A 24,915-nucleotide genomic window follows, 5' to 3' on the forward strand; every position below is an offset into this window, starting at 1 on the left:
AGTCACCCGGCGACGGTCAGGTAGATCAGGGCCACGTTCAGCAGCGTAATGACCGCGGCCACCGTCCACCCGAGCAGCGTGGTCAGCCGGTTGTTGGTGTCGGCACCCATCAACGCGGGATTGCTGGTCAGGCGCACCAGCGGCACCAGCGCGAACGGGATCCCAAACGACAGCACCACCTGCGAGATGACCAGGGCGCGACTGGGGTCGAGCCCGACTGCCAGCACCACCAGTGCGGGGATCAACGTCACCAGCCGGCGCAGCAGCAACGGGAAGGTCTTATGCAGTAACCCCTGCATGATCATCGCCCCGGCGTACGCGCCGACCGACGTCGACGCCAGCCCGGACGCCAGCAGTCCGATTGCGAAGAGCAGCGCCACCGTCGGGCCGAGAGCGTCGCGGACGGCGGCGTGCGCCCCCTGGATCGAGTCGGTGTCGTTGCGTCCCTGCAGATTGGTAGCGGCGATCAGCAGCATGGCCATGTTGACCGCGCCGGCGACCAGCATCGCGATGGCCACGTCCCAGCGGGTGATGCGCAGCAGCCGGGCGCGCGCCGCACCGGCCTCGGGGTGCCCGTGCCGGTCGCGGGCCAGCCCGGAATGCAGGTAGACGGCATGCGGCATCACGGTGGCACCCAGCATGGCCGTCGCCAGCAGCACGCTCTCCGGGCCGTCGAACCGGGGGACCAGGCCGGCCAGGACATCAGCGGCCGGCGGCGGTTTGACGAAGAGGCTGGCCAGGAACCCGACCGCGATGACCAACAGCAACCCGGTGATGACCCGCTCGAACATCTGCTGACCGCGCCGGTCCTGCACAGCCAGCAACACCAGTGACACCGCGCCGGTGATCACCCCGCCGAGCAGCAGTGGCAGGCCGAAGAGCAGACACAGCGCGATCGCGCCACCCACCACCTCGGCGAGGTCGGTGGCGATCGCGACCAGTTCGGCCTGAATCCAGTACCCGATGCGGCTGGGAGTGCGGGTGTGGTCGCGGACCGCCTCCGGCAGGGTGCGCCCGGTGACCAGACCGAGTTTCGCCGACAGGTATTGCACCAATCCGGCCATCACGTTGGCTATGACGATGACCCACACCAGCAGAAAGCCGAACTGTGCACCGGCGCTGATATTGGCCGCGACGTTGCCGGGGTCGACGTAGGCGATGGCGGCGACGAAGGCCGGGCCGAGCAGATACCAGCCTCCACCGCGGGCGCGCGTCACCTGTGCCAATCGCCGAGCCTTCTATCCGGACACTCAAACAGAAGACGAAACTACCTCGGGGTGTCCGGAGGGCCCGTCACAAGCCGATGAAGATACCGCCGATGCCGATCCCGATTCCGCCGAAGCCCCAGCCGGCCAGCGGATTCTGCAGGGCCGGGTTGGGTGACGTGGTGATCTGTGCGTGCCCGGGGGTTTGGCAGACCGTCGTGGTGGGTCCGGTGTCTTCGCATTGCGTGGGCCGAGCCGTCGCCGGGGCGGCGAGCAGGACGCTCGCGGCCACGATCAGCAGGGGGGTGCCAAGAACAATCCTGGTCGTCATGTTGGCCTCCTTTGTGGCCGCGATCTTCGAGCTCAGCGACCGCCGTGGCCGCCGCCGCCACCGCCACCGTGGAAGCCCCCGCCGGGGCCGCCGAAAATCAGTGCGGGACCGTAGAACTCGTCGCCCCAGGGGTATGCGAAATCCTCCGGGACTTCCGGTGTTGCGTTGAGCTGAACGTTGCCGGGGGTGGCGCATTGGGTGGTTTGGCCACCGATGACGGCGCTGCCTCCGGTGTTGGTGCAGCTGGGAACTGACGGGGTGATCAGCGTCGTGTCGGCGCCCGCGGACGGCGCCAACACACTCGCGGCGGCGGCCGCCGTGATCATGAGCGGAAACACATAGCGGAGCCTATGCCGCATGGGCATTCCCTTCCTGGGAGTTCCCCTACCCAGTAGCGTACAGCCCTTTGCCAGTGGCGAGCGGCAAGTCAATTGTGGTGCAGATCCCGGCGGGGGCGGCGACCACCGAGGGGATGGCGTTGACGAGGCGCATGGCGGTGGCCACCAATCCGGCGTGGTTGTGGTCGCCGTTGGGCGAGCTCAGGCACAAATCCAGCGCGTAGGACGGTTCGCCGGTGATCTCGATGCGGTAGTTGCCCCCGGGTTGCGCGGGCTGCGGCCACTCCGGGTACAGATCCTCGCGCAGCCGGGTGACGTGTTCGACGACGATGACCGGGGCGCCGCCGACCAGTCCGATCACTTCGAACCGCAGCCCGGCGGCGGTGCCCTTGGCGATGGTGCCCGCCGCGATCTCGATGTCTTCCGGCGCGGGCTCGCGTACGTACATGTCTTCGATGCCGTCGAGTTCGAGGCCGAGCCCGGCCGCGATCTGGCGGATGACCGAACCCCAGGCCAGGCTCAGCACGCCAGGCTGCAACAGCATCGGGATCTCGTCCATCGGCTTACCGAAACCCATCACGTCGAACATCACCGTGGCGCTGTCGTAGGTGGCGTAGTCGAGGATCTCCATGCAGCGGATCTGCTCGATGCTCTGACAGGTGCCGGCCAGCGCCAGCGGCAGCAAATCGTTGGCGAAGCCGGGGTCGATGCCGTTGACGAACAGGCTTGAATTTCCTTGTTGAGCAGCGTCTTCCAACGGTTTGATCATCTCGTCGGGGATCACCTGCCATGGCCACTGCAAGAACACCGGGCCACTGCCGACGACATTGACCCCGGCGGCCAGGATCCGTCGATAGTCTTCCAGCGCTTCGGGCAGCCGGTGGTCGGCCAGCGCGTTGTAGACGGCACAGTCCGGCTTGGTCGCCAACACCGCGTCGAGATCGGTGCTCGCCGTGACACCGGTGGTGCCGGGTAGTCCGGCAAGTTCGGCGGCGTCCTTGCCGGCTTTGGCGTCCGAGGAGACCCAGACGCCGGTGAGTTCGAATGCGGGGTTGTTGATCAGGGCGGTCAACGCATGGACACCGACGTTGCCGGTGCCGATCTGTGCGACGCGGATGGCCATGGCTCTCCTTAGCGGTCGGGGCTTACAGGTCTGGGATGGGAAGGTCGAGGTTCGGCACGATGAGGCCGCCGTCGACCTCGAGCATCTTGCCGGTGAGGTAGCTCGCGGCGGGGGACGCGAGGTAGACCGCCGCCGCGGCGATGTCGAGCGGATCGCCGAGCCGCTTCATGGGGGTGGCCTGCTCCATCGGCTCGCGCAACGCATCGTTGGAGGCCACGATGTCCAGCGCCGAGGTCAGGATGGAGCCCGGTGCGATCGCATTGACCCGGATCTTGGGGGACAGGTCGAGGGCGGTCAGCCGGGTGTAATGCGCCAGGGCGGCCTTTGCGGTGCTGTATGCGGCGAACCCGCGACCGGCCAACCGGCCCATCGTCGAGGTGATGTTGATGATATTGCCGCCGCCGGAGTGCTCGAGCATCAGCGGCACGGCGGCCAACGTCAGGGCGTGCGCGGTCAGGACGTTGAAGGTGAACGCGTCCTTCATGTCCTTGACGCTGGTGTTCAGCAGCGCGTTGGGCATGGTGCCGCCGACGTTGTTGACGACGATGTCCAGCTTGCCGAACGCCTCGACCGCCGTGCCGGCGAGCGCGGCGGTCGTCTCAGGGTGCGCGAGGTCCCCGACGGCCACGTGGGCGCGCCGGCCCGCCGCCTCGATCTGTTTGGCGACCGACTCCAACTCCGACTGGGTTCGCGAACCGATGACGACGTCGGCGCCGACTTCGGCAAATGCGACGGCGATCGCCGCACCCAGGCCACGGCCGCCGCCGGTGACTACCGCAACTTGACCATCAAGTCTGAACTTGTCGAGGATCACGTGTCTCTCTTCCCTTGTCGGCGAACACCGTAACAAGATCGTCGCGGTCGATGACGCTCACTTCGCAACGTAACTGAAACACGTTCTATTCTGGTGCCGAGTTCAAGTTTTGGGTGAAAAACGGATCATTTCTTGGCGGCCGCCTTCTTGGCGGCAGCTTTCTTCGCGGGCGCCTTCTTGGCCGGTGCCTCGCCGTCGTCGCCGTTCGATTCGCCACGGCGGCGTTTGACGCTGGCCTCGAGCTTGGCCAGCAGGTCGGAGACGTCCTCGGTCTCGTCCAGCTCGGCCGGCTGGTCCTCGGTGGTGAACGCCTCGCCGCCGTCCAGCTTCGCCTGAACGAGCTCCATGAGCTGTTCCTGATAGGTGTCGTGGAATTGTTCGGGGTGAAAGTCGTCGGCCATCGACTCGACGACCTGGCCGGCCATCTTCAACTCGGCCGGCTTGATCTCCACCTCTTTGTCGAGGACCGGGAAGTCCGGGTCGCGGATCTCGTCGGGCCACAGCAGGGTGTGCACGACCATCACGTCCCGTTTGGAGAAGTCCTTGACCCGGAGCGCGGCCAGCCGGGTCTTGTTGCGCAGCGCGAAGTGCACGATCGCCACCCGATCGGTATCGGCGAGCGTTTTCGCCAGCAGCACATAGGACTTCGACGACTTACCGTCCGGTTCGAGGTAATAGCTGCGGTCGTACATCAGCGGGTCGATTTCGCTGGCGGGGACGAACTGCACCACCTCGATCTCGTGGCTGCGTTCCTCGGGCAGGGTGGCGATGTCCTCGTCGGTGATCACCACGGTCTGGCCGTCGTCGGATTCGTATGCCTTGGCGATGTCGCGGTACTCAACCACTTCACCGCACACCTCGCAGACGCGCTTGTAGCGGATGCGGCCATTGTCCTTGGCGTGCACCTGATGGAACTTCAGATCGTGGTCCTCGGTGGCGCTGTACACCTTGACGGGGACGTTCACCAGACCGAATGCGATCGAGCCTTTCCAGATGGAACGCATATGTCCAGTATGCAGACCCTAACCGGGGTTACCGGGTCAGATGGCGGGCTGGACGCCCGGATTCACCCCGATGGGCAGATCCGGGTTGGCCCCCGGCGCGCCGTCGCTGGTTTCCTGATTGGGTGCGGGCCGGCAGTTGGCTTCCGTCGGGTCCTGCCCGGCCGAGCAGTACGGCACATGCTCATCCGGATCGGCAGCGGCCTGCGGAACGCCGATCAACGCGGGCAGCGCCATCAAGGTGGCCACCAGCATTCTTGTCATTGGTCCACGGTAGCAGCGGGTAATACGTTGGCATGGTGAATGACGTGTGGCCGCCAGGGGCGACGAGGGGACCGCGCGTCGTGCTGACCAATGCGGACAAGGTGCTCTACCCGTCGACTGGCACCACCAAGGCCGATGTGTTCGGCTACTACACCGCCATCGCTGAGGTGATGCTGCCGCACATCGCCGGCCGCCCGGTCACCCGCAAACGCTGGCCCAACGGTGTCGAGGAATCGTCGTTCTTCGAAAAGCAGCTCGCCAGTTCGGCCCCGGACTGGCTCGACCGCGCGACGGTGGCACATCGCTCGGGCAGTACCACCTATCCGATCATCACGAACACGACCGGCCTGGCATGGATCGCCCAGCAGGCCGCGCTGGAAGTCCATGTGCCGCAGTGGCGGTTCACCGCGGATGGAAAGCCCGGTCCGGTAACGCGGTTGGTGTTCGACCTCGACCCGGGCGAGGGGGTGACGATGGCGCAGATGGGTGAGGTGGCCAGCGCGGTCCGCGATCTGATGGACGATATCGGGCTGACGGTCTATCCGCTCACGAGTGGTAGCAAGGGGCTGCATCTGTATGCCCCGCTGACCGATCCGGTCAGCAGCAACGGGGCAGTAGTGCTGGCGCGCCGGGTAGCCCAGCAGCTCGAGCAGAGCATGCCCAAGCTCGTCACCGCCACGATGACCAAGAGCCTGCGGGCGGGCAAGGTCTTCATCGACTGGAGTCAGAACAACGCATCCAAGACCACCATCGCGCCGTATTCGCTGCGCGGCCGTGCTCATCCGACGGTTGCCGCACCGCGGACGTGGGAGGAGATCGGCGATCCCGGATTGCGGCACCTGGACTATCGCGAAGTGCTGGACCGGGTGGCTGAGCAGGGGGACCTGCTGGCCGGCCTGGACGCCGACGTGCCACGAGAAGACCGCTTGACGACGTACCGCAGCATGCGGGACTCGGCCAAGACGCCCGAGCCGGTGCCCACGGCCACACCCGCGGTCGGCGAAAACAACACGTTCGTGATCCAGGAGCACCACGCGCGCCGGCTGCATTACGACTTCCGGCTGGAACGCGACGGTGTGCTGGTGTCCTGGGCGGTGCCCAAGAACCTGCCGGACACCCCGGCGGTCAACCATCTGGCCGTGCATACCGAGGATCACCCGCTGGAGTACGCGACGTTCGAGGGCACCATCCCGAAGGGCGAGTACGGCGGCGGCAAGGTGATCATCTGGGACTCCGGTACGTATGAGGCGGAGAAGTTCCGGGATGGCGGTGATAAGGGCGGCGAGGTGATCGTCGACCTGCACGGCCAGCGGATCTCGGGACGCTATGCGCTGATTCAGACCAATGGCGATCAGTGGCTGGCGCATCGGATGAAGGAGCAACCCCGCCCGCGTCTGCAGGACTATTCGCCGATGCTCGCGACATTGGGTTCGGTCGAGAAGCTGACCGCAGCCCAGTACGGGTTCGAGGGCAAGTTCGACGGTTATCGGCTGCTGGTCGAGATCGATCACGGCCGGCTCCGGCTGCAATCCCGAAGCGGTCGCGATGTCACCGCCGAGTATCCGCAATTGCATTTGCTGGCGGCAGATCTGGCCGACCACGAGGTCATCCTCGACGGCGAGGTGGTGGCGCTGGATGCGCACGGTGTCCCGGACTTCGGCGAACTACAGAACCGGGCGCGGGCCACCCGGATCGAGTTCTGGGCCTTCGACATCCTGCGGCTCGACGAGCGCTCGCTGCTGAAGGCGAAGTACCGCGACCGGCGGAAGGTGCTGGAAACCCTGGCCGAGGGAACGGATTTGATCGTCCCGCCGCTGATCGACGGCGACGGCGCCGAGGCGCTGGCGTTCTCTCATCAGGAAAAATGGGAAGGGGTTGTCGCCAAGAAATGGGACTCGACCTATCAGCCGGGCAGACGGTCGGTGGCCTGGATCAAGCAGAAGCTCTGGAAGACGCAGGAGATCGTGATCGGCGGCTGGCGTGAGGGCAACGGCGGACGTTCCAGCGGCATTGGTGCGCTTCTGCTCGGTATCCCCGAGGACGGCGGCCTGCGGTTCGTTGGACGGGTCGGCACCGGTTTCTCCGAGAAGGAGCTCGCCCGGCTCAAGAAGATTCTCGCTCCGCTGCACACCGAGCAATCACCGTTCGTTGCACCGCTTCCCAGGCTGGACGCCAAGGGCGTGACCTATGTGCGCCCTGAGCTCGTGGGGGAGGTCCGCTACGGGGAGTGGACGTCCGACGGCCGGCTGCGCCATCCGAGTTGGCGCGGCCTGCGGCCCGACAAGGAGCCCGCGGACGTGGTCGTCGAGCTGCCGGTTTAGGCGGCGCCCGCATCATCAGATGGCGGGTCATGCTCGTTCCCCAATAGCCGTTCTGGGTGGTGGTAGTCGTTGACGCCGCCGCGCAGCATGGGGAGTTGGGGTGGTGGGATCCATTCGGTGTCGCCGCCTGCGAGTTTCCTTGTTTTCCATCCGCCGGTTTCGACGAGTTCGTTGTCGGGGTGGCAGGCCAGGGTGAGGTCGTCGATGTTGGTGGTGCCGCCGTTTTTCCAGTCTTGGGCGGCGTGGTGGACGCCGCTGTGGTAGCCGGGTGCGTCGCAGCCGGGTCGGGTACACCCACGCTCCTTGGCGTGCAGCATGATTCGCTGGTCGGCGGTGGCGATACGTTTGGTGCGGCCCAGCCACAGGGCTCGCCCGTTCACCCCGTCGAACAGGGCCAGGTAGTGGTAGGCGTGGGTGGCCATCCGGATCAGGTCGGGGATGGGTAGCAGGGTTCCGCCGGCGGTGACGGCGTGGCCGGTCTTGTTCTGCAGGTCCTGCACGGTGGCGGTGGCGATGACGGTCACGGGTAGGCCGTTGTGTTGGCCGAATGTCGGATTCCCCAATTGTCCGCGCACCAGGGCCTTGAGGGCGTCGTGCTGGCGTTGGCCGTGACTGCGGACATCCCGGTCAACCACGTCATCAGACGGCGCCCTCGTGGGATTTTCGTCGGCTGGGTTGTAGACACCAGGCGCGGCGAATTTGGCGAACCAGGCATCGAGTTCGGCGCGTAGTTCGGGGTCGGCCACCAGCTTGCCTTCACTCATGCCGTCGGGGCGCTGCCGACCCTTCCAGGTGAAGCTGCGTTGACGGGCGCGGTCCTCATCGGAGAACAGCCCGTCGGGATTCAGCAGGAGAGCCAACTGATCGGCGAGCTTCCCTAACTGGTCGGGGCGCAGGGTGACCGCGTGTTCGGCCAGCGAACGTTCGGCCTTGTCGACCTCGGCGGGTGGTACGTGGTCGGGCAGGTCGCGGAAGAATTTCTGAATCACCGCCAGGTGCTCACCGTCGAGGTGCCCGGCTTGCCACGCCGCCGCGGTGTCGGGCAACACCGGCGGGAGCGGCTCCCCGGTCAGCGCGGTGCGGGGTGTGAGCTGGGTGGCGTCGCGGATGCGGCGGCGGGCGTCGGTGGGGCTGATGCGCAGCACGTCGGCCAGGGTGATCGGGATCGGTGGGCAGCCCTCGAAGCGTTCCAACCGCGCCACCACCGCGTGCGAGACGGCGACCTGGCGGCGCCGCGCGGTTTCCAACCGCTCCAACACCACGAACCGCTCCGGCGGCGACAACACGTCGAGATCGACCGCGGCCAGGGCGTCGACCGCGTCGTCGAGCACCTCCAACACCGCATCAATCGAACTCATGGTTCGAACAATAGTTCGACCTACCGACAAGTTTCGGGTGGGTGATCGCGAAGGTCAGATCGTGACACCCGACGCGGCGATCGCTTCCTGTAGTCCACGCGTCGCCAGCTGATCGGCCAACTCGTTGTCGGCGACACCGGAGTGACCCTTCACCCAGAACCACTCGACCTGGTGTCGCGCGCATGCGGCCTGCAGCCGCTGCCACAGATCGACGTTCTTGACCGGCTCCTTGGCGGCGGTCAGCCAGCCGTTGCGCTGCCAGCCGGCCACCCACTTGGTGATGCCGTTGCGGACGTAGGTGCTGTCGGTATAGAGGTGCACCGTCACCGAGCGGGTCAGCGCTTCCAAAGCCATGATCGGAGCGGTCAGCTCCATCCGGTTGTTACTGGTCGAACCGGCCTCGCCGCCGAACATCTCGCGTACGTGCTCGCGCATCCGCAGCACCGCACCCCAGCCTCCGGGACCCGGATTGGGTCGGCACCCGCCGTCGGTATGAATGACAACGACATCGGAAGTCATGCGCCGACAATAGGCGGCGAGATCATCGCCGTCCGGACCGACATGCCCAGATCCCGATTCCGCAGTGTGGTGATCCGACGGCCGGGCTGCACGGCATCCTTCACCGGCAGCGTGCGGTCCCCGAAGAACGATGCGGTGGCGTCGATGTCGTCGACGACATAGGTGATGCCCCACAGGGTCGACGGGTCGTCGCCCGCCGCATCCGGTGCGCCGACGACCTCGAGGATCACCGGACCCAGGCGGTAGAAAACCTGCCGCATCGGCTGCCCGCCCAGCTCGGCGTCACGTTCGCGGCGCGGCCGCAGTCCGACGGCGGCCAGCGAGCCGACGGTCCGGTTCAGGTTCGGCGACAACAGGACCACGTGGTCGATTGTGGTCACGCCGTTGGGGTGCGCCGCCGGCGCCGGGGGATCACTCTCGGACCGCATCGTCGGGATACCGTCGAGCGCACCGTCGGAAGGCAGGCCCCGCAACGTCCACCCGACGATTCCGCTACCGCGTCCGAGCAGCCGAACCCGAACCTCGCCGATCCGGCAGACACCGTCGGGATCGACGCTGAAACCCGCTGCGCGCCAGCGATCAGCCGGGTCGGCGACCTGCAATTCGTCGATCGTGACGGTCATCAACCCCGCAGGATCGGCCGCAACGTGTCCAGCACCGCCGGATCCTCGATCGTCGACGGCATCGGCTCGTCCTTACCGTGGGCGATGCCGCGCATCGTCTTACGCAGGATCTTCCCCGAGCGGGTCTTCGGCAGCGCGGGCACCACATCGACCAGCCGGAAGCACGCCACCGCACCGATCTCGTCGCGCACCGACGCCACCAAAGCCTCGGCCAGGCCGTCGCCCGACGCTCCGGCCTTGAGCACCACGAATCCGCGTGGCACCTGGCCCTTGATCTCGTCGGCCACGCCGATCACCGCGCACTCGGCCACTGCGGGGTGCGCCGCCAGCACAGCCTCGATCGACCCCGTCGACAATCGGTGTCCCGCAACGTTGATCACGTCGTCGATCCGGCCCATGACGAACAGGTAGCCGTCCTCGTCGAGGTAGCCGCCGTCGCCGGTCAGGTAGTAGCCGGGGTGCTCGCACAGATAGGACGCCTCGTAGCGGGCGTCGTCGCCCCACAGCGTCGGCAGGGTGCCGGGCGGCAGCGGCAGGCTGATGCAGATGGCGCCCTCCTCGCCGGGCGCGCACGGCGAGCCGTCCACCTGCAAAATCTGCACGTCATAGCCGGGCATCGGCACGGTCGGGGACCCGGCCTTCAGCGGAAGATGTTGCACCCCCATCGGATTGGCCGCGATCGCCCATCCGGTCTCGGTCTGCCACCAGTGGTCGACCACCGGGATACCGAGTTTTGCCGACGCCCACGCGTAGGTGTCCGGATCGAGGCGCTCGCCGGCCTGAAACAGGTACTTCAGGCCGGACAGGTCGTAGCGGCCGATGTGCGAGCCCTCCGGGTCCTCCTTGCGGATCGCCCGGATCGCCGTCGGCGCCGTGAACAACGCCTTCACCCCGTATTCGGCGCAAACCCGCCAGAACGCACCGGGATCCGGTGTGCCGATCGGCTTTCCCTCGTAGAGCACCGTCGTGGCGCCGGCGAGCAGCGGCCCGTAGACGATGTAGGAGTGCCCCACCACCCAGCCGACGTCGGAGGCCGCCCAGAACACGTCACCCGGGTCGATGTCGTAGATGTGCCGCATGCTCCACAGCAGCGCCACCGCGTGGCCGCCGTTGTCGCGGACGATGCCCTTGGGTTTGCCCGTCGTCCCCGACGTGTAGAGCACATAGAGCGGGTCGGTGGCGGCCACCGGCACCGGGTCGGCCGGCCTCGCCGTGGCCATCACGTCGGCCCAGTCCACGTCGCGCCCCTCGACCAGATCGCAGCGGAGCCGGTCGCGCTGGACGATGACGCAGGCTTGCGGTTTGTGCGACGCCAGTTCCAGGGCGTGGTCGAGCATCGGTTTGTACTCCACCACCCGGGTGGGTTCGATGCCGCAGGACGCCGAGACGATCACCGACGGCTGCGCGTCGTCGATGCGGGTGGCCAGCTCGTGGGCGGCGAACCCGCCGAAGACCACCGAGTGCACCGCGCCCAGGCGTGCGCAGGCCAGCATGGCGATCACCGCTTCGGGGATCATCGGCATGTACAGCACCACCCGGTCGCCCTTGCCGACGCCCAAGCCGCGTAGCGCTCCGGCGAAACGTGCTGTCTCGTCGAGCAGTTCGCGATAGGTGTAGGTGCGCTTGGTGCCGGTGACCGGAGAGTCGTAGATCAACGCCGTCTGATCAGCGCGACCGTCGACGACGACGTGGCGGTCCAGGGCGTTGACGCAGGTGTTCAACTCGGCATCGGGGAACCACCGGTAGAACGGCGCGTTGCTGTCGTCGAGAATCCGCTGCGGCGCCTTGAACCACGATACGGCGCGGGCGGCCTGCGCCCAGAACTGGTTGGGGTCAGCGACGCTGGCGTCGAACAGTTCGCGATATCCGCCCATCGGCGCTTCCTCCCGTCATTGGGTGGTAGCACGGTAGCGCGGGGAGGCGGCGCAGATGGCGGCTACCCGAAGGTTTGTCGGTGAACGCACCGGCATCTGCGCCGAACGGCTGGTCCCGATCAGGCCGGCGCGGTGAGATTGTTCACCGATTTCTGCACTTCGGATTGGAGCTGGCGGGCGACCAACCGGCCTATCGGGCCGTTCAGCAGCCCGCCGGACAGTTCCGCGAGCAGGCGAAAGCACGGCGACGGGCCACCGCTAACGTGCAGCACATGGCTGCTGTGGAATTCGAAGACCTCGAAGACGGGATCGCCGGTGTCACCCTCAACCGGCCGGAGGTGCTCAACGCGATCGACGGTGCCCTGATCGACGGGCTGGACGCCGTCCTCGACGAGCTGAGCTCGTGGAAGTACCGGGTCGCCGTCCTCACCGGTGCCGGCCGGGGCTTTTGCGCCGGAGCCGATCTCAGTGGCACCGGAAAGCCGTGGACCGCACCGGCGAGCGCGCAGTTCAAGACCACCTACGACGCCCAGGTTCGGTTGGCCGACCAATTGACCCGGCTCTACGAGCTGCCGGTCCCGGTGGTCGCCGCGGTCAACGGCGTGGCCGTGGGCGGCGGTCTCGCCTACGCGCTGCATTGCGACATCCGGATCGCCGCGCAGGCCGCGCGTTTCGGATCGGTGTTCATCAAGGCGGGCTTCTCGTCACTGGATATGGGAACGAGTTATCTGCTGCCCAAGATCGTCGGTGCGGGCGCCGCGCGGGAGATGATGCTGACCGGGCGGATCATCGACGCCGCGGAGGCCTACCGGATCGGGCTGGTGCACGAGGTGGTGCCCGAGGACCAACTCGCCGACGCGGCATTGGCGATGGCGCGCAGCATCGCCGCCAACAATGCCTTCGGGGTCTGGCAGACCAAGACCGGGCTGAACGCGGCCCTGGACGCGCCGAGCCTGCGGCACGCCAAGGAGATCGAGAACCGGACGCAGATCCTGACCGGCTTCACCAACAACCCGCGCGAGGCGGCCATGGCGCACTGGGAGAAGCGCTCCCCGAAGTGGGATCCGCTGTGACGGTTACACCTTGGCCATGACGTTCTCGGCGAACCACTCCAGGTTGCGGATCTTGGCGTCCAGCGGCTCGGTGTCCGCCCCCTTGATGTAGGGGATCCGGAAGCCGACGATCACATCGGTGACGCCCTTGTCCTCCAGGCGCTTCACCCCGTCGACGGTGAACGCGTCGACTGAGATCACGTGGATTTGAAAATCGTCACCGGTGCTGCCTTCCTCCTGCCGGTAACGGTTGAGCTTGGCCAGCAGTTCGTCGAGGTCCTCGGTGCCGCCGCCGTGCATCCAGCCGTCGTTGCGGGCGGCCCGACGCAACGCGGCATCGGCATGACCACCGATCAGGATCGGTACCGGCTTCGACGGCGCCGGTGTCATCTTCGTCTTGGGGATGTCGTAGAACTCGCCGTGGTATTCGAAGTAGTCGCCGGAGGTGAGCCCCCGGATGATGTCGATGCACTCGTCCATGCGCTTGCCGCGCTTGGCGAACGGCACGTTCATCAGCTCGTAGTCCTCGGGCCACGGGCTGGTTCCCACACCCAGGCCCAGCCGGTTGCCGAACAGGGCGGCCAGCGAGCCGGCCTGTTTGGCCACCAGGGCGGGCGGGCGGATCGGCAGCTTGAGCACGAAGTGATTGAAGTGCAGGGTCGTGGTCACCGCACACAGCGCCGCGGTCAGCACGAACGACTCGATGAATGCCTTGTCGTCCAGGAATTCCCGGTTGCCGTCCGGGGTGTACGGATAGGTGGAGTCCGACTCGAATGGATAGGCCACGCTGTCGGGGATCGTCATCGCGTGGTAGCCGGCCGCCTCCGCGGCCTGGGCCAAGGGGATATAGAACGTGGGGTCGGTCATGGCCTCGGCATAGGTGAATCGCATGCCCGCGATAGTAGAACGTGTTCTACCCGCAGGGCTATGGTCGCAGGTCGAAGTGCCACCCGAGCGCCCGGTCGCCGGGGTGCCTATCCTTTCGGCGGAAAGGAACGCCCGTGCGCAGACAACCCGGCAGTCTCGAAGACGCCATCATCGCGGTCCTGGGCCGCCACCCGGCGATGAGCGTCGCCGCGGTGCGGGCGGAACTGGGCGGTGACCTCGCGCATACGACGGTGATGACGGCGTTGGTCCGGCTGACCGACAAGCAGTTGGTCACCCGGACCAAGACCGGCCGGGCGTACCGGTATTCGCTCGCGGTGCCCGCCGGTGAGCTGCCCGCCTTGCGAACCGCCATCAAGATGCGCGACGAACTGCACCGCAGACTGGCACCCGACCGTGCCGACGTGCTGGCCAATTTCGTCGCCGCACTGGACCCGGCCGATGAAGCGGCCCTGCGCAGACTGCTCTCCGACGACGACGCGAGTGCCTCCTGATGCTCTGGCTGATGCTGGCAGCGCCGTGGCTCGTCGGTGCGGTGCTGACGTTGTGGCTGCGGCGCTGGGCGGTCCTGTTCACTCCGGGCTGGTTGGCGAAAGCCCTTGCCGTCACGGCGGTGGCGCTGGCGATCACCACCTGGACGTCAGCGCTGGCGTTGGCGACCACCGCGATCGGCATCGGTTCCGTGCCGATCCGGGTTGCCGCCGTGCTGCTGGGTGCTGCGCTGGTGTGGACATCGCTGAGCGCCGTGCACCACAGCGTGCGGGTCGGGGCGAATCTGCGTGCCGGGAGACTGTTTCGGGATTGTCCGGGCCGCGTCGGTGACGTCCTTCTGGTCGACTCGACCATGCCGGACGCGTTCGCGGTCCCGGGTCGGCGTGCGGTGGTCGTCATCACCAGTGCGCTGGCTTCCGAGCTCGACGACAAGGAGTTGAGCGCCGTCATCGAGCACGAACGGGCCCACCTCTCCGGTCGGCATTGGCTGCTCATCCAGGCGGTGCACACCGCGGCCCGCCTCAACCCGCTCGTGCACTCCTGGTGCGCGGCGGTTCGATTCGCCGCGGAGCGGGCCGCCGACGAGCGGGCCGCCGCGGGTGATCGCGGTGCCGCGCTGCGAGCGGTCGCGAGGGCGGCGCTGTTGTGCTCGGCGACGGCGTCTCCGGCGTGGGTCGGGATCGGCGGGGAGTCGGGCGAGGTGATGCGACGCGTTCACGCGCTGCGGCGGCCGGGTCCTCGACCGCAGCGCCGGTGGCTGTTGGCGGCGGTGTGCGCGGTGGTGCTGGCGCTGGCGGCCAATTTCGTCGTGATCGCCGATATCGCGCAGGACCGGATCGCGCCCGAGCGGGGCGAGCCCGCGGACCAGGTGCTCGGTTAGCTCTTCGGGGCCGGCGATACCAGGGCGACCTGGCCCCAGGTGGCCTTCGCGCCCGAGTCGCCGATGCGATACACCTGGACGATGGTCGCGATGGCGGTCACCACGACGAAAACCGCGATGGCGACCGACAGGGCCGAGGACAGCGCCCGCCCGCGCCCCGCCCGAAGGTGCACCACCACCAGCAGGACCGCCGCGATGACCAACGCGGCCGAGAAGTAGAGCATCGTCTCGCCGAGTTCGGCATGGGTGCGCACCGCCGGCGTACGTCCCACCCGGTGCTCGAGCCACTCACCGGCCTCGGTGGTCAACGGCGTCAGCACCGCCGTCACCAACGACAGTGCCGCCACCAGCCACACCAGGCGCTGGCGGGCGGCGGGCCACACCGCGCACAGGATCGCCAGCACCGCCGTGAGCGGTGCGAGTACCACGATGAAGTGCACGAGCAGCGCATGGACGGGTAGACCGTTGAACGTCGACACCTGAGATTTCTCCTGCCGATGGGTGGGCTGCGGCTCAGCCGCGAATACTACATACCCTGTAGTAGTTGCCGCAGCCCGGGAAAAGCCGTCACACACCGGAGATCATGGCTGATATGGACGACCCAGTGCCGAAGAATGCCGGTCTCGCCGGGGGATTCATGCGTTGGGCACTTCTCGCCGTTACGCTCACCGCGCTGCTCGCCGGCGGGGTGGCATGGGTACTCGGCGCCCATCTGGTGGCCGATGCCTGCTGGATCGTCGGCACCGGCGCCGCCATCCTTCCCGCCTTGTGGTGGGTCATCGCTTCCGTCCGGGCCGGCCGGGTCGGCGTGGACGTCCTTGCCGTCTTGTCGCTCGCCGGTGCGCTGGCGGTGCGCGAATACCTGGCGGGCGCGCTGATCGGCGTCATGCTCGCCACCGGCCAGGCGCTCGACGCGGCGGCCGAGCGACGGGCCACCATGGACCTGCGGGCGCTTCTCGACCGGGTGCCACGCACCGCGCGCAGACGCACACCCGACGGCGTCGAGGTGGTCGGCCTGGACGACATCGAGGTCGACGACGTCGTGGTCGTGGGCCCCGGCGAGGTGCTACCCGTCGACGGAATCGTGCTCTCGGAGCACGCCGTGCTCGACGACTCCGCGCTGACCGGCGAATCGGTGCCCGTCCGGTGCGGCCGCGGTGAGGCGCTACGAAGTGGCAGCGTCAACGCGGGCAGCGCACTGGAACTTCGGGCGTCGGCCACCGCGGCCGACAGTACTTACGCCGGGATCGTGCGGCTGGCCCGTCAGGCCGCGGCGGAGTCGGCGCCGGTGGTGCGCATCGCCGACCGTGTCGCGGCCTGGTTCCTGCCGTTGGCGCTGGCGGTGGCCGGCCTGGCCTGGATCGTCAGCGGGACCCCCGAGCGGGCGGTCGCGGTCCTGGTGGTGGCGACCCCGTGCCCACTGCTGTTGGCCGCGCCCGTCGCCATCGTGTCCGGGCTGTCCCGGACATCGCGGATCGGCGTACTGGTCCGGGGCGGTGGTGCCCTCGAAACACTCGGCCGGGCAGTTACTTTGGTTCTCGATAAGACCGGAACATTGACGTCGGGCCGCCCGCGCGGGACCGACGTCGTGGTCGGTCCGGGCTGGACGATCGGCGAGGTACTCGCCCTGGCGGCGTCCGCCGATCAACTGTCCCCGCATGTGCTGGCCGCCGCGATCGTCGAGGAGGCGCGGCTGCACGGGGCGCCATTGCGAATGCCCAGTGCTGTCACCGAGGAAGCCGGCATCGGTGTGTCGGCGACGGTGGACGGAAAGCGGGTCTCCGTCGGCAATCTCAGCCTTGGCGCAGCGGTGCCGGAATGGGCGGCGGCGGTGCTGTCGCGGGCATCATTCGACGGAGCTGTGGTGGCGTGGGTGCGCGTCGACGACGAACTGGCCGGTGCCGTGCTGCTGACCGACCCGCTGCGGCCCGACGCGCCGCGCACCCTGCGGCGGTTGCGGATGGCCGGCATGGCCCGGCTGGTGATGCTCACCGGCGACCGGCCCGCGCCCGCGCAACAGATCGGTACCGTCCTGGGTCTCGACGAGGTGGCCGCGCAGCAGACCCCGGCCGACAAGGTCGCCCGGGTGCGCGCCGAGAGTGAACGGGCCGTCACGGCCATGGTCGGTGACGGGGTCAACGACGCGCCCGCCCTGGCAGCCGCCGACGTCGGGATCGCCATGGGGGCCCGCGGTGCGACGGCGAGCTCGGAGGCCGCCGACATCGTGATCACCTCCGATCGGCTCGACCGGCTCGCCGACGCGAAACTGATCGCCCGCCGGTCGCGGCGCATCGCGGTGCAGAGCGCGGCGGTGGGGATGTGCCTGTCGTTGGTAGCCATGGGATTCGCGGCGGTCGGTTGGCTGCCGCCGGCGTGGGGAGCGTTGCTGCAGGAAGGAATCGACCTCGCGGTGATTCTCAACGCGCTTCGGGCGCTCCGCGACGATCACAACGGGTTGCCCCCACTGAGCCACGACGCCGAGGCCCTGGTACGGCGGTTCGCCGCCGAGCATGACCAGATGCGCGACGATCTGTCCCTGCTGCGCGACACCGCCCACTACCTCGCAACCGGGCAGTCGGCACAGGCACTGGTATCGCTCCGCGCCGCCGACTCCTTCCTGCAGGACACGCTGCTTCCGCACGAGGACGCCGAGGACAGCGCGCTGTACCCGCAGCTGGCCCGACCGCTGGGCAGCACCGAGGCCACCGCGACGATGAGCCGCATGCACGCCGAGATTCACCGTCTCGCGCAACGCCTGCACGCCCACCGTGAGCTCGCCGACGAGGCCGCCGCGGTGCGGGGAGACCAGAGTGAGGACCTGATGGCCTGTCTGTACGGTCTGTATGCGTTGCTCCGGCTGCACTTCGTTCAGGAGGAAGAGAACTTCTTCGTGCTCGCACCGGCCTTCTTGAACGTGGCAGACGAGTCGTGACGTCCTGGCTGACCCGCAACGTCCGTGTTCTCTCGGCGGTGTCGTTCCTGCAGGACGCCGCCAGTGAACTGTTGTATCCGCTGCTGCCCATCTATCTGACCGCGGTCCTGGGTGCGCCGCCGTCGGTGGTCGGCGCGATCGAGGGGGCGGCAGAGGGGGCGGCATCGCTGACCAAACTCGCGGTCGGTCCACTGGGTGACCGGTTTGCCAAACGCCCCTTGATCGCAACGGGTTACGGGCTGGCCGCACTGGGCAAGGTCATCATCGCCGTCGCAGGGGCCTGGCCCGGTGTGCTGGCCGGTCGCGTCGTCGACCGACTCGGCAAGGGTATCCGGGGGGCGCCACGAGACGCGCTGCTGGTCGATGGTATCGACAAGTCGTTGCGCGGCAAAGTGTTCGGCTTCCACCGAACGATGGACACCCTCGGCGCCGTAGTCGGTCCCCTGGTGGGACTGGCCGGCTACGAGCTGCTCGACCACCGGATACCGCCGCTGCTGTACCTCGCGATCGTCCCCGCGGTGCTGTCCGTGCTGCTGGTGGTGTTGGTACGCGAGCCGCGGCGGATGATTCCGTCGACGACCCGTCAGCCGATCTTTCGCGGGCTACGGGAACTGCCGAAACGGTACTGGCGGGTGACCGGGCTGCTGGTCGCCTTCGGTGCTGTCAACTTCCCGGACGCGCTGCTGCTGTTGCGGCTCAACGAGATCGGTTTCGGGGTCGTCGAAGTGATCCTGGCCTACGTCGGCTACAACCTGGTCTATGCCCTGGGTAGTTTTCCGGCCGGCGTGCTGGCCGACCGGCTGCCCCAGTCGGTGGTGTTCGGCTTCGGGCTGGTGTTCTTCGCCGTCGGATACATCGGGCTGGGGCTGACCACGGATCGGGTCGCGGCGTGGCTGCTGATCGCGGCCTACGGGATGTTCACCGCGTGCACCGACGGTGTCGGCAAGGCGTGGATCTCCACCCTCGTCGGCGCGGACCGGCAGACCACCGCGCAGGGAGTCTTCCAAGGTGCCAGTGGGTTCGCGGTGTTGGCGGCCGGGCTGTGGGCCGGGCTGCTGTGGGGCAGTGACGGGCGGCTTCCGCTGTTGGTCTCCGGGGTGATCGGCGGGTGCTTCGCGGTGGTGCTCCTGGCGCCGACGGTCGTGCGGCGCTGTCGATAGGCTGACCCGCATGCGCACGATCCACGTCATCGGCATCGGAGCCGGTGACCCCGACTACGTGACGTCGCAGGCGATCCGTGCGCTCAACGACACCGAAGTGTTCTTCGCGATGGACAAGGGCGAGGCCAAGAGTGATCTCGTCGCACTGCGCAGGGACATCTGCCGGCGGTTCGTCGACGAGCCGCGCTACCGCTTCGTCGAGCTACCCGATCCGAAACGCGCCGCCGAAGGCGACTACACCCAGGCCGTCGCCGACTGGCACCTCGCCCGCGCCCAGCTCTGGGCTCGGGCGATCGAGGACGAGCTGGGGCCCGACGGTGTCGGGGCCTTTCTGGCCTGGGGAGACCCGTCGCTGTACGACAGCACCCTGCGGATCCTCGACGAGGTCGCGCATCACGTCGAACTCGAGTACGACGTGATCCCCGGGATCACCGCGGTGCAGGCGCTGACCGCACGTCATCGCATCCCGCTCAACGACGTCGGCGAGCCCGTCCTGATCACCACCGGGCGGCAACTGCGCAGCAGCGGCCTGGCCGGCTCGGCCGTCGTGATGCTCGACGGGGACTGCTCCTTCCTGACGTGCCCGTCTGAGACCCGGATCTGGTGGGGCGCCTACCTGGGTACGGCCGACGAGCTGCTGATCGCGGGCACCGTCGGCGAGGTCGGCGAGCGTATCGCGGCCCTGCGGGCCGATGCCAGGAAACGGCACGGCTGGATCATGGACACCTACCTCCTGAGGGCGTAGTCGACTACGGTCGTACGGGTGGGTGGTGAGACGCTTCGTAGCACAACCAGAGTTACCGGCTTCGAGGATCCCGAGCTCGACTTCCAGTTGCTCCGTCATCTGGGGTCGGCTGTCTACGGCGGGGCGGCGGTCGGCGAATGCCTCGCGGTGGCCGCGCAGATCCGTGACGGACAGGGGTGGACCGACGCGTTCGCCGCGCTCGCCGAGCGCCAGCGCGCCGAGGCCGAGCAGTATGCCGCGGCGGGGCACCGGGTCAGCGCGCGTGAACGGTACCTGCACGCCGCCAACAGCTTTCGTGCGGCCGAGTACTTCTCGCCTTTCGGTGCCCAACGTCATGTCGATCTCGGGCTGGCCAGCCGGGCCGCTTTCGGGTCAGCAATGGAATACGACCCGGTTCACATCGAGGAGCTGTGGTTGCCGTGGAATGGTCAGCGGTTGCCCGGCTACTGGCTGTCGGCATCGCCTGACCCCGCCCCGACGCTGGTCGCGACCAGCGGGTTCGACGGCACGCTGGAAGAGACCTACTTCCAGATCGGTGTTTCAGCGCTTCAGCGCGGCTGGAACGTGATGATGATCTGTGGCCCCGGCCAAATGGACACCGCGCGAACCGAACCCGATACGCACTTCGTTCCCGACACCGAGAGCTGGGTGTCGCCCTGGATCGATATGGCATTGGCCCGCCCCGGGGTGGATGCCGGCCGGCTGGCCCTGCTAGGTATCAGCTTCGGTGGGTACTTCGTGTCCCGGGCTGCCGCCCACGAATCGAGAATCGCTGCACTGGTGGCGAATTCACCGGTCATCGACCTACGGGCGTACATGGTGTCGTTCGTCGCGGCGATGGGTGGCGACCCGGAACAGGTTCTGCGTCCCGAGGATGATTTCAGCCTCACCGATATCGACGAAATCCCCGACGAAGAGATGCCCCCGACGATCAAGGAGATGTCGCGGTCACTGATCCGACGGTTCGGCCAGACGACATTCCTGGGCACGTTCGCCCATCTGCGTCAGTTCAGCGTCGATCCCGCGGAGATCCGCTGTCCTGCGCTGGGACTCGTCGGTACCGGGGAAGGCGGGGAGCCGATCCGCCAGTACGAAGAATTCTGCCAACGCGCCGGTGGCAGGGTCACCGGGCGGATGTTCACTTCGGCTGAGGGCGCCGACACACACTGCCAGCTCGGGAACCTTACGCTGTCCAACGCGGTGACCCTCGACTGGCTCGACGAGATCGTCGGTTCCCGGCCCTGACCGCGGCCGTCGTCTGGGAAGATCGCCACATGGGACCGTTTCTCGTTCGCGCCGCAGTTACCGGACTGGCGCTGTGGGTCGTCACACTGATCGTGCCCGGCATCAACTTCGTCGGCGGCGAGACGCCGCTGCAGCGGGTCGGCATCGTTCTGGTGGTCGCGGTGATCTTCGGCCTGGTGAACGCGATCATCAAACCGGTCGTTCAGGTCTTGTCGATACCGCTGTACATCCTGACGCTCGGGCTGATCCACATCGTCATCAATGCGCTGATGTTGTGGATCACCGCCTGGATAACCGAGCACACCACCCATTGGGGATTGCAGATCAACCAGTTCTGGTGGACCGCGATCTGGGCCGCGATCGTGTTGTCGATCGTCAGCTGGGTGTTCTCGCTGCCGTTCAAAGACGCCGACCGGTAACTGGCCCGGCTAGCCTTGACACATGCCCGAACTTCCCGAAGTCGAGGCCCTGGCCGACCATCTACGCCGGCATGCGGTCGGCAAGCCGGTCGGCCGCGTCGACGTCGCGGCACTGTCGGTGCTGAAGACGTTCGATCCCGCGCCGACGGCGCTGCACGGGCGCGCCGTGACGGGCGCGGCGCGCTGGGGCAAATATCTCGGGCTGCAAGCCGATGACCTCTGGCTGATCACCCATCTATCGCGGGCGGGCTGGCTCAAATGGAGCGACAAACTCTCCGCGGCCCCGCTCAAGCCCGGCAAGGGGCCGATCGGCCTTCGAGTACACCTCGGCGACGGCGTGGGGTTCGATCTCACCGAGGCGGGCACCCAGAAGCGGCTCGCGGTGTGGATCGTCGACGATCCGGCCAAGGTCCCCGGCATCGCGGCGCTGGGCCCCGATGCACTGGAGGTCGGCCCTGACCAGCTGGCGGAGATCCTCGCTCCGCACGGCGGACGGATCAAGACGGTGATCACCGACCAGAAGGTCATCGCCGGGATCGGCAACGCCTACAGCGACGAGATCCTGCATGTCGCGAAGCTCTCGCCGTTCGCGACGGCCAACAAGCTCTCCGCCGCGCAACTCGGTGCCCTGCACGATGCGATCATCTCGGTGCTGACCGACGCCGTGCAACGGTCGGTGGGGCAACAGGCGGCAACGTTGAAGGGGGAGAAGCGATCCGGGCTGCGGGTGCATGCCCGCACCGGGCTGCCGTGCCCGGTGTGCGGCGACACCGTGCGTGAGGTGTCCTTCGCCGACAAGTCGTTTCAGTACTGCCCGACCTGCCAGACCGGGGGCAAGGTGCTGGCCGACCGGCGAATGTCACGACTGCTCAAGTAGTCGATAGGCTGCCACCCGTGACTCGGCAGAGAATCCTCATCACCGGCGCCAGTTCGGGTCTCGGCGCCGGCATGGCGCGTGCCTTCGCAGCCAAGGGGCGCGACCTGGCGCTGTGCGCGCGGCGCGCCGACCGCCTCGACGAGCTGAAGGCCGAACTCACCCGGCGGCACCCGAACATCACGGTCGCCGTCGCCGCCCTTGATGTCAACGACCATGACCAGGTACCCAAGGTATTCGGCGAACTCTCCGACGAACTCGGCGGTATCGACCGGGTCATCGTCAACGCCGGCATCGGCAAAGGCGCCCCGCTCGGGTCCGGCAAGCTGTGGGCCAACAAGGCGACCATCGAGACCAACCTCGTCTCGGCGCTGGTGCAGATCGAGGCGGCGCTGGAGATGTTCAAGGCGGCGGGTTCGGGACACCTGGTGCTCATCTCGAGCGTGATGGGCACCAAGGGTGTTCCGGGTGCGAAGGCCGCCTACGCGGCATCCAAGGCCGGAGTCAGTTCGCTGGGGGAGTCGCTGCGGGCCGAATACGCCTCCGGCCCAATCAAAGTCACTGTCGTCGAGCCTGGTTACATCGAGTCGGAGATGACGGCGAAATCCAACACCACCATGCTGATGGTGGACACCGAGACCGGTGTGCGTCAAATGGTCGACGCCATCGAACGCGAGCGCGGGCGCGCGATCGTGCCCGGCTGGCCGTGGATTCCGCTGGTGGCGCTGCTGCGGGTGCTGCCGCCGCGGTTCACCAAGCCGTTCGCCTGAAATCTATCGTGCACGGCCGCGTTCGACTCGATACCGGCGGACCAGCTCATCGGTTGAGCTGTCGGTCTGCTTGGGCGGCGAGCCGTCGCTGGTGATCACGCCCAGCAGCGCCTTGGCCTGCGTCTTGCCCAGCTCGACGCCCCACTGGTCGAACGAGTCGATGCCCCAGATCACACCCTCGGTGAAGACCTGGTGCTCATACAGCGCGATCAGCTGCCCGACCACCGACGGGGTCAACCGGTCGGCCAGGATCGACGTGCTCGGCCGGTTACCCGGCATCACCTTGTGCGGGACGACATTCGCGGGCGTGCCCTCCGCGGCGATCTCGGCCGCGGTCTTTCCGAAGGCCAGCACCTGGGTCTGGGCGAAGAAGTTGCTCATCAGCAGGTCGTGCATGCTGCCCGACCCGTCCGCCGTGGGCAGGTCGTCGGTGGGCTGGGAGAAGCCGATGAAGTCGGCCGGCACCAGCCGGGTGCCCTGGTGCAGCAATTGATAGAACGCGTGCTGGCCGTTGGTTCCCGGTTCACCCCAGAAGATTTCACCGGTCGGCGTGGTGACCGGGCTGCCGTCGGCTTTCACCGATTTGCCGTTGGACTCCATGGTCAACTGCTGCAGGTACGCCGCGAACCGGGACAGGTCGTTGGAATACGGCAGCACCGCCCGGGTCTCGGCGCCGAAGAAGTCGGAGTACCACAGCCCGATCAGGCCCAGCAGCGCAGGCGCGTTGGACTCCAGCGGCGCGGTGGCGAAATGGCGGTCGACGGTGTGGAAACCCGACAGGAAGTCGGCGAACGACTCCCTGCCGATCACCGCCATCACCGACAGGCCGATCGCCGAATCCACCGAATAGCGGCCGCCCACCCAGTCCCAGAACCCGAACATGTTCGCGGTATTGATGCCGAAGCTGTCGACGAGCTTGGAGTTGGTCGACACGGCCACGAAATGCTTCGACACCGCGGCATCGCCGAGGGCGTCGACCAGCCAGCGCCGGGCCGCGGTCGCGTTGGTCAGCGTCTCCAGCGTCGAGAACGTCTTGGAGGCGATGATGAAAAGTGTTGTGGCAGGGTCGAGTCCGTCCAGCTTGGCAACCAGGTCAGCCGGGTCGACATTGGAGACGAACCGCGCCGAGATACCGGCGTCGGCGTAGTGCCGCAACGCCTGGTACACCATCACCGGACCCAGGTCCGAACCGCCGATGCCGATATTGACCACGGTCTTGATCCGCTCGCCGGTGGCGCCTAGCCAATCGCCGCCCCGCAGCCGGTCGGTGAAGTCACCCATTGCGTCGAGGACCTGGTGCACGTCGGCGACCACGTTCTGGCCGTCGACCACCAACTCGGCGTCCCGGGGCAGCCGCAGCGCGGTGTGCAGCACCGCGCGGTCCTCGGAGGTGTTGATGTGCTCGCCGGACAGCATCGCGTCGCGACGTTCTTCCAGGTGCGCCGCGCGGGCCAGGTCGACCAGAAGGGTCAGCGTCTCCCGGGTGATGCGGTGTTTGCTGTAGTCGATGTAGAGGTCACCGACGGTGAGCGTGAGCTCGCGACCCCGGTCGGGATCCTGGGCGAAGAACTCTCGGAGGTGTTTCCCGGCGATCTGGTCGTGGTGGCGACGCAGTGCGTTCCATTCGGGGGTGGCGGAAATGTCTCCAGTCATTCGTTCAACCCTAGTGTGACGAGGTGTCCAAAGGTGT

At 67.4% G+C, this 24,915-nt stretch carries 25 protein-coding genes and 2 pseudogenes; 12 read left to right on the forward strand and 15 right to left on the reverse strand.

All coding sequences use genetic code 11. The features are described 5' to 3' along the window. Positions 1-2: 2 nt before the first annotated feature. The 7 genes from ORI27_RS12465 to ORI27_RS12495 form a co-directional block, all read right to left on the reverse strand. The gene (locus tag ORI27_RS12465) at positions 3-1,226 is read right to left on the reverse strand and encodes an Nramp family divalent metal transporter (RefSeq protein ID WP_265997315.1); all 1,224 of its coding nucleotides are present in this window, start codon (positions 1,224-1,226) and stop codon (positions 3-5) included. A gap of 67 nt (positions 1,227-1,293) precedes the next feature. Further along, positions 1,294-1,536 (reverse strand): hypothetical protein, encoded by a 243-nt coding sequence (locus tag ORI27_RS12470; protein WP_265997313.1) that lies wholly within the window; start codon positions 1,534-1,536, stop codon positions 1,294-1,296. A 32-nt stretch (positions 1,537-1,568) separates the two neighbouring features. Beyond that, entirely contained in the window at positions 1,569-1,895 is a 327-nt protein-coding gene (locus ORI27_RS12475; RefSeq protein ID WP_265997312.1) for a hypothetical protein, read from the reverse strand. A 25-nt stretch (positions 1,896-1,920) separates the two neighbouring features. Next, entirely contained in the window at positions 1,921-2,997 is a 1,077-nt protein-coding gene (locus tag ORI27_RS12480) for an NAD(P)H-dependent amine dehydrogenase family protein (RefSeq protein ID WP_265997311.1), read from the reverse strand. A 22-nt stretch (positions 2,998-3,019) separates the two neighbouring features. After that, a complete protein-coding gene (locus ORI27_RS12485; protein ID WP_265997310.1) occupies positions 3,020-3,811 on the reverse strand; it encodes an SDR family oxidoreductase in 792 nt (263 codons plus the stop codon). Between the two features lie 125 nt (positions 3,812-3,936). Beyond that, positions 3,937-4,815, reverse strand: coding sequence for a non-homologous end joining protein Ku (ku, locus tag ORI27_RS12490; protein WP_265997308.1), 879 nt, complete (start codon positions 4,813-4,815; stop codon positions 3,937-3,939). A 36-nt stretch (positions 4,816-4,851) separates the two neighbouring features. After that, the gene (locus tag ORI27_RS12495; protein WP_265997306.1) at positions 4,852-5,076 is read right to left on the reverse strand and encodes a hypothetical protein; all 225 of its coding nucleotides are present in this window, start codon (positions 5,074-5,076) and stop codon (positions 4,852-4,854) included. Between the two features lie 32 nt (positions 5,077-5,108). Here ORI27_RS12495 and ORI27_RS12500 point away from each other — a divergent pair, with 32 nt between their 5' ends. Next, on the forward strand, positions 5,109-7,397 hold the full coding sequence (locus tag ORI27_RS12500; protein ID WP_265997305.1) for an ATP-dependent DNA ligase: 2,289 nt from the start codon (positions 5,109-5,111) through the stop codon (positions 7,395-7,397). Here the strand turns inward: ORI27_RS12500 and ORI27_RS12505 are convergent. The 5 genes and pseudogenes from ORI27_RS12505 to ORI27_RS12525 all read right to left on the reverse strand — a co-directional run. Continuing rightward, positions 7,394-8,755 (reverse strand): HNH endonuclease signature motif containing protein, encoded by a 1,362-nt coding sequence (locus ORI27_RS12505; RefSeq protein WP_265997304.1) that lies wholly within the window; start codon positions 8,753-8,755, stop codon positions 7,394-7,396. The two genes, ORI27_RS12500 and ORI27_RS12505, sit on opposite strands and share 4 nt — an antisense overlap. A gap of 54 nt (positions 8,756-8,809) precedes the next feature. After that, the gene (gene rnhA, locus ORI27_RS12510) at positions 8,810-9,274 is read right to left on the reverse strand and encodes a ribonuclease HI (protein ID WP_265997303.1); all 465 of its coding nucleotides are present in this window, start codon (positions 9,272-9,274) and stop codon (positions 8,810-8,812) included. Further along, the gene (locus ORI27_RS12515; RefSeq protein WP_265997302.1) at positions 9,271-9,897 is read right to left on the reverse strand and encodes a VOC family protein; all 627 of its coding nucleotides are present in this window, start codon (positions 9,895-9,897) and stop codon (positions 9,271-9,273) included. The genes rnhA and ORI27_RS12515 overlap by 4 nt, the downstream gene beginning before the upstream one ends. Then, the gene (locus ORI27_RS12520; RefSeq protein ID WP_265997301.1) at positions 9,897-11,771 is read right to left on the reverse strand and encodes a propionyl-CoA synthetase; all 1,875 of its coding nucleotides are present in this window, start codon (positions 11,769-11,771) and stop codon (positions 9,897-9,899) included. The genes ORI27_RS12515 and ORI27_RS12520 overlap by 1 nt, the downstream gene beginning before the upstream one ends. Before the next feature lie 119 nt (positions 11,772-11,890). Further along, a pseudogene (locus ORI27_RS12525) lies at positions 11,891-12,010 on the reverse strand (type II toxin-antitoxin system Rv0910 family toxin); the annotation flags it as partial. Positions 12,011-12,052: 42 nt separating this feature from the next. On the opposite strand from ORI27_RS12525, the gene ORI27_RS12530 reads away from it, so the two are divergent. Next, positions 12,053-12,844, forward strand: coding sequence for an enoyl-CoA hydratase/isomerase family protein (locus ORI27_RS12530; protein WP_265997353.1), 792 nt, complete (start codon positions 12,053-12,055; stop codon positions 12,842-12,844). A 3-nt stretch (positions 12,845-12,847) separates the two neighbouring features. On the opposite strand, the gene ORI27_RS12535 is transcribed toward ORI27_RS12530, so the two are convergent. Next, positions 12,848-13,714 carry a TIGR03619 family F420-dependent LLM class oxidoreductase gene (locus tag ORI27_RS12535; RefSeq protein WP_265997300.1) on the reverse strand — a complete coding sequence of 289 codons (867 nt, stop codon included), beginning with the start codon at positions 13,712-13,714 and terminating at the stop codon, positions 12,848-12,850. 110 nt (positions 13,715-13,824) lie between these two features. On the opposite strand from ORI27_RS12535, the gene ORI27_RS12540 reads away from it, so the two are divergent. Together ORI27_RS12540 and ORI27_RS12545 are read left to right on the forward strand one after the other, a co-directional pair. Then, a complete protein-coding gene (locus ORI27_RS12540; RefSeq protein WP_265997298.1) occupies positions 13,825-14,202 on the forward strand; it encodes a BlaI/MecI/CopY family transcriptional regulator in 378 nt (125 codons plus the stop codon). 11 nt (positions 14,203-14,213) lie between these two features. Continuing rightward, complete coding sequence (locus ORI27_RS12545; RefSeq protein ID WP_265997297.1) at positions 14,214-15,080, forward strand: M48 family metalloprotease; 867 nt, start codon at positions 14,214-14,216, stop codon at positions 15,078-15,080. On the opposite strand, the gene ORI27_RS12550 is transcribed toward ORI27_RS12545, so the two are convergent. After that, on the reverse strand, positions 15,077-15,559 hold the full coding sequence (locus tag ORI27_RS12550; protein ID WP_265997296.1) for a DUF2231 domain-containing protein: 483 nt from the start codon (positions 15,557-15,559) through the stop codon (positions 15,077-15,079). The two genes, ORI27_RS12545 and ORI27_RS12550, sit on opposite strands and share 4 nt — an antisense overlap. A 113-nt stretch (positions 15,560-15,672) precedes the next feature. Between ORI27_RS12550 and ORI27_RS12555 the strand changes: the two genes are divergently transcribed. The 8 genes and pseudogenes from ORI27_RS12555 to ORI27_RS12590 all read left to right on the forward strand — a co-directional run bounded on the left by ORI27_RS12555 (position 15,673) and on the right by ORI27_RS12590 (position 23,225). Then, positions 15,673-18,012, forward strand: coding sequence for a heavy metal translocating P-type ATPase (locus ORI27_RS12555; protein ID WP_265997295.1), 2,340 nt, complete (start codon positions 15,673-15,675; stop codon positions 18,010-18,012). Further along, the gene (locus ORI27_RS12560) at positions 18,009-19,172 is read left to right on the forward strand and encodes an MFS transporter (RefSeq protein WP_265997294.1); all 1,164 of its coding nucleotides are present in this window, start codon (positions 18,009-18,011) and stop codon (positions 19,170-19,172) included. Before ORI27_RS12555 ends, ORI27_RS12560 begins: the two co-directional genes overlap by 4 nt. A gap of 10 nt (positions 19,173-19,182) precedes the next feature. Then, complete coding sequence (gene cobF / locus ORI27_RS12565) at positions 19,183-19,917, forward strand: precorrin-6A synthase (deacetylating) (protein WP_265997293.1); 735 nt, start codon at positions 19,183-19,185, stop codon at positions 19,915-19,917. Positions 19,918-19,935: 18 nt separating this feature from the next. Further along, positions 19,936-21,162 (forward strand): alpha/beta hydrolase family protein, encoded by a 1,227-nt coding sequence (locus tag ORI27_RS12570; protein ID WP_265997292.1) that lies wholly within the window; start codon positions 19,936-19,938, stop codon positions 21,160-21,162. Between the two features lie 29 nt (positions 21,163-21,191). Next, entirely contained in the window at positions 21,192-21,581 is a 390-nt protein-coding gene (locus ORI27_RS12575; protein ID WP_265997291.1) for a phage holin family protein, read from the forward strand. Positions 21,582-21,603: 22 nt separating this feature from the next. Then, a pseudogene (locus tag ORI27_RS33130) lies at positions 21,604-21,846 on the forward strand (DNA-formamidopyrimidine glycosylase family protein); the annotation flags it as partial. 153 nt (positions 21,847-21,999) lie between these two features. Continuing rightward, positions 22,000-22,458 (forward strand): zinc finger domain-containing protein, encoded by a 459-nt coding sequence (locus ORI27_RS33135; protein ID WP_265997352.1) that lies wholly within the window; start codon positions 22,000-22,002, stop codon positions 22,456-22,458. 17 nt (positions 22,459-22,475) lie between these two features. Next, positions 22,476-23,225 (forward strand): SDR family oxidoreductase, encoded by a 750-nt coding sequence (locus tag ORI27_RS12590; RefSeq protein ID WP_265997290.1) that lies wholly within the window; start codon positions 22,476-22,478, stop codon positions 23,223-23,225. Positions 23,226-23,228: 3 nt separating this feature from the next. Here ORI27_RS12590 and pgi read toward each other — a convergent pair whose 3' ends face one another. Continuing rightward, positions 23,229-24,878: a glucose-6-phosphate isomerase gene (gene pgi / locus ORI27_RS12595; protein WP_265997289.1), complete on the reverse strand. Its 1,650-nt coding sequence runs from the start codon at positions 24,876-24,878 to the stop codon at positions 23,229-23,231. Positions 24,879-24,915: the final 37 nt, after the last annotated feature.

It is taken from the genome of Mycobacterium pinniadriaticum (assembly GCF_026242045.1).
GTDB classification, from domain to species: domain Bacteria; phylum Actinomycetota; class Actinomycetes; order Mycobacteriales; family Mycobacteriaceae; genus Mycobacterium; species Mycobacterium pinniadriaticum.

Bases quoted from the DNA above. Each gene is read 5' to 3' on its own strand.
- ORI27_RS12470 (WP_265997313.1), bottom strand. From the start codon at position 1,536: ATGACGACCAGGATTGTTCTTGGCACCCCCCTGCTGATCGTGGCCGCG.
- ORI27_RS12475 (WP_265997312.1), bottom strand. From the start codon at position 1,895: ATGCGGCATAGGCTCCGCTATGTGTTTCCGCTCATGATCACGGCGGCC.
- ORI27_RS12480 (WP_265997311.1), bottom strand. From the start codon at position 2,997: ATGGCCATCCGCGTCGCACAGATCGGCACCGGCAACGTCGGTGTCCAT.
- ku (WP_265997308.1), bottom strand. From the start codon at position 4,815: ATGCGTTCCATCTGGAAAGGCTCGATCGCATTCGGTCTGGTGAACGTC.
- ORI27_RS12495 (WP_265997306.1), bottom strand. From the start codon at position 5,076: ATGACAAGAATGCTGGTGGCCACCTTGATGGCGCTGCCCGCGTTGATC.
- ORI27_RS12500 (WP_265997305.1), top strand. From the start codon at position 5,109: ATGGTGAATGACGTGTGGCCGCCAGGGGCGACGAGGGGACCGCGCGTC.
- ORI27_RS12505 (WP_265997304.1), bottom strand. From the start codon at position 8,755: ATGAGTTCGATTGATGCGGTGTTGGAGGTGCTCGACGACGCGGTCGAC.
- rnhA (WP_265997303.1), bottom strand. From the start codon at position 9,274: ATGACTTCCGATGTCGTTGTCATTCATACCGACGGCGGGTGCCGACCC.
- ORI27_RS12515 (WP_265997302.1), bottom strand. From the start codon at position 9,897: ATGACCGTCACGATCGACGAATTGCAGGTCGCCGACCCGGCTGATCGC.
- ORI27_RS12520 (WP_265997301.1), bottom strand. From the start codon at position 11,771: ATGGGCGGATATCGCGAACTGTTCGACGCCAGCGTCGCTGACCCCAAC.
- ORI27_RS12535 (WP_265997300.1), bottom strand. From the start codon at position 13,714: ATGCGATTCACCTATGCCGAGGCCATGACCGACCCCACGTTCTATATC.
- ORI27_RS12545 (WP_265997297.1), top strand. From the start codon at position 14,214: ATGCTGGCAGCGCCGTGGCTCGTCGGTGCGGTGCTGACGTTGTGGCTG.
- ORI27_RS12555 (WP_265997295.1), top strand. From the start codon at position 15,673: ATGGACGACCCAGTGCCGAAGAATGCCGGTCTCGCCGGGGGATTCATG.
- cobF (WP_265997293.1), top strand. From the start codon at position 19,183: ATGCGCACGATCCACGTCATCGGCATCGGAGCCGGTGACCCCGACTAC.
- ORI27_RS12575 (WP_265997291.1), top strand. From the start codon at position 21,192: ATGGGACCGTTTCTCGTTCGCGCCGCAGTTACCGGACTGGCGCTGTGG.
- pgi (WP_265997289.1), bottom strand. From the start codon at position 24,878: ATGACTGGAGACATTTCCGCCACCCCCGAATGGAACGCACTGCGTCGC.